This window comes from Tianweitania sp., assembly GCF_032053605.1.
In the GTDB taxonomy this organism is placed as follows: domain Bacteria; phylum Pseudomonadota; class Alphaproteobacteria; order Rhizobiales; family Rhizobiaceae; genus Tianweitania.
This window is the reverse complement of sequence record NZ_DAMBUH010000174.1, coordinates 1-2,639: the sequence shown is the minus strand read 5'-3', so window position 1 is coordinate 2,639 and position 2,639 is coordinate 1. Positions and strand designations below refer to the sequence as shown.

The following is a 2,639-nucleotide window of genomic DNA, read 5'->3' as shown; positions in this document are numbered from 1 at the left end:
ATGGTTGGAAGCCGGTGATTGCCGGCGACACGGCCGGCGCCGCCAAGCTCGTGTCGGAAACGGCCGACCGCACCATGGCAGCCCTGTCGCCGCGGCTCGCCGCCAGCCTCTACGGTCTCGATATCCTGGAAGAGAATGTCGAGGACACCGACACCAACGTCACGCGCTTCGTGGTTCTGTCCAAGGAAGACAAGCGTGCGCCGCGCGTATCTGCCGACGAACGCATGATGACGACCTTCATGTTCCGCGTCCGCAACGTGCCGGCCGCCCTTTACAAGGCGATGGGCGGCTTCGCGACCAACGGCGTCAACATGACCAAACTGGAAAGCTACCAGCTCGGCGAGTTCACAGCGACGCTGTTTTACGCGGATATCGAGGGGCACCCGGACGACCACAACGTGACCTTGGCCCTGGAAGAATTGCAGTTCTTCTCGCGCGAAGTCCGCATTCTCGGCGTTTATCCGGCGAGCCAGTCCCGCGACGAGTGGAAGCTATCCGACTGAGACGCCGGAAACCCTCAATCCTGATCCGCCCAGAAGCGGATCAGGTGGCTGGCGATGGCACCCTGAGGCGGCACAGCCAAGCCCTCGGGATGCGTTCCCGCAATCATGGCGCGCACTTCAGTCCGGCTGAACCAGCGGCAATCTTCGAGCTCCGTCAGATCCGCCTGGATCTCGTCGCTCAACGCCTCTCCGAAGCAGCCGATCATCAGCGAATAGGGAAACGGCCAGGGCTGGCTCGCATGGTAGGCGACGCGCCCGATGCGGATGCCGGATTCTTCCAGCGTTTCGCGCCGCACCGCGTTCTCGATCGTTTCGCCCGGCTCGATGAAGCCGGCCAGCGTGGAAAACATGCCGGGCGCGAAATGCGGGCTGCGGCCGAGCAAACAGCGGTCATCCTTGACGGTGAGCATGATCGCCACCGGATCGGTGCGCGGGAAATGCTCTGCGCCGCAATTCGGGCAGGAGCGCTTGTAGCCGCCAATGCGGCTCTCGGTCTGATGGCCGCAGCTGCCGCAGAAGCGATGCGTGCGGTTCCAGGAAATTAGCGAAGCGGCCTGCGCCAACGCGCCAAGTTCGGCCGCATCGATCAGCCCCTGGCTGTAGATCGAGCGATGATCGATCGCCTTGATGTTCGCGGGCAGCGTTTCAGGATCAAGATCGGTATCCAGCGCCAGCAGCGGGCCTTGCTCGTCGCGTCCAAGCAGGATCGCGTCGGCCGGTTGCTGGCCAAGCGCTTCAGCCTCCTGGCGCATGAAGAAGGGCGCGAACGTCTCGCCGTCCAAGCGCAGCAGCAGCCTGGAGCCCGACAGCAGCATCAGCCGCGTGGTTTCGTCCTGCAAGGCGCGGGAAACGCAATCATCGTCACGCGTTTCGGATTGGCGGTCGAGAACATTGCCGGCAAAGCCGACAAAGGCGCTGGGTTCGCGCTCGGGGCGGTCGAACAGAAAGAAGGTCATTGTTGCTCCGGCCCGGTGGTCAGGCTTCTTTTCAGAGGGCGGCCTGCACCCGTGCCGAGAACTCATGGAGCGCTTCGCGGCGATAGGGCTCGCGCAGACCGTGGCCCCAGACGGGACCGGGCCAGGCGGGATCGCCGGTGTTGCGCGCGATGACATGGACGTGCAGCTGACGCACGATATTGCCCAGCGCGCCGGTGTTGATCTTCTCGCAAGCCGTCAGCTTCTTCAGCCCTTCCGCCACCATGTTGGTCTCGAAGGTCAGCATGGTCTGGTCGAGCGGCGTGAGATCATGCACTTCCGCGATCTTCTGGCGTTGCGGAATGAGAATCAGCCAAGGCCAGCGGCTGTCGTTCATCAGCCGCAGCTCGCACAGGCTCAGCCACATCACGTGCTCGCTATCGGCTTCGAGACGCGCATCGAGCGCAAACCCGGCCGTATGGTGCGGCGTGTCCATGAACAATCCCCGTATACGAAAACCGTGAAAGCAGGAGGCTAGTCGCGCCTTCGAAAGCTCGCAAGTCATGGTGGTGCATGGGGTAAAGATTCATTTTCAGCATCACACATTTGCCACGCCTCCATCGACACTCACCGCTTGCAAATGCTGCGCCGATTGACGATATGAGCCGCGGGAGGTTGGCTGGTGGACGATCCACTCGCCAACCGGGTCAGGTCCGGAAGGAAGCAGCCCTAACGATTCTGGAACGGGTCATTTCGTCAGCCTCCCACCGTCTTGTCCGTTAAGGTCGGGCAAGCCCCCGTTAAGTTCGGGGAAGCATCACCCGCGTTGACGCGGCGTACCGGGCGCAGGACAATCAGCGCGCCTTGAGTCGAACAGCCAGTTTCAAAGGAAGAGCGCGAGCGCATGAGCGAAGCCGGACAAGGGTCGTCGAGCGCCGCGGGCTACCGCGTTCTTGCCCGCAAGTACCGCCCGGCCGATTTCACCACGCTGATCGGCCAGGAGCCGATGGTGCGCACCCTCACCAACGCCTTCGACACCGGCCGCGTCGCCCAGGCCTGGATGCTGACGGGCGTGCGCGGTGTCGGCAAGACCACCACCGCCCGCATTCTCGCCCGCGCGCTGAATTACAAGACGTCTGAGATCGACCGCCCTTCGGTTGCGCTCGAAACCCTCGGCGAGCACTGCCAGGCCATCATGGAAGGCCGCCATGTCGACGTGATC

4 protein-coding genes and 1 other RNA gene are annotated in these 2,639 nt (G+C 63.2%); 3 read left to right on the top strand and 2 right to left on the bottom strand.

The genetic code is table 11. From position 1 onward, the window contains the following. On the top strand, positions 1 to 503 hold a 503-nt coding region (locus RTX98_RS20180), incomplete at its 5' end, for a prephenate dehydratase domain-containing protein (protein ID WP_312798669.1). 14 nt (positions 504 to 517) lie between these two features. Here the strand turns inward: RTX98_RS20180 and nudC are convergent. Both nudC and RTX98_RS20170 read right to left on the bottom strand, forming a co-directional pair. Then, a complete protein-coding gene (gene nudC / locus RTX98_RS20175) occupies positions 518 to 1,459 on the bottom strand; it encodes an NAD(+) diphosphatase (RefSeq protein ID WP_312798668.1) in 942 nt (313 codons plus the stop codon). 31 nt (positions 1,460 to 1,490) lie between these two features. Beyond that, a complete protein-coding gene (locus tag RTX98_RS20170; RefSeq protein ID WP_312798667.1) occupies positions 1,491 to 1,913 on the bottom strand; it encodes an HIT family protein in 423 nt (140 codons plus the stop codon). A 178-nt stretch (positions 1,914 to 2,091) separates the two neighbouring features. On the opposite strand from RTX98_RS20170, the gene ffs reads away from it, so the two are divergent. Together ffs and RTX98_RS20160 are read left to right on the top strand one after the other, a co-directional pair. Beyond that, an RNA gene (gene ffs / locus RTX98_RS20165) (signal recognition particle sRNA small type) lies at positions 2,092 to 2,185 on the top strand. 136 nt (positions 2,186 to 2,321) lie between these two features. Next, on the top strand, positions 2,322 to 2,639 hold a 318-nt coding region (locus RTX98_RS20160), incomplete at its 3' end, for an AAA family ATPase (protein WP_312798665.1).

Excerpts from the sequence above, each read along its gene's own strand:
- nudC (WP_312798668.1), bottom strand. The coding sequence starts at position 1,459 with ATGACCTTCTTTCTGTTCGACCGCCCCGAGCGCGAACCCAGCGCCTTT.
- RTX98_RS20170 (WP_312798667.1), bottom strand. The coding sequence starts at position 1,913 with ATGGACACGCCGCACCATACGGCCGGGTTTGCGCTCGATGCGCGTCTC.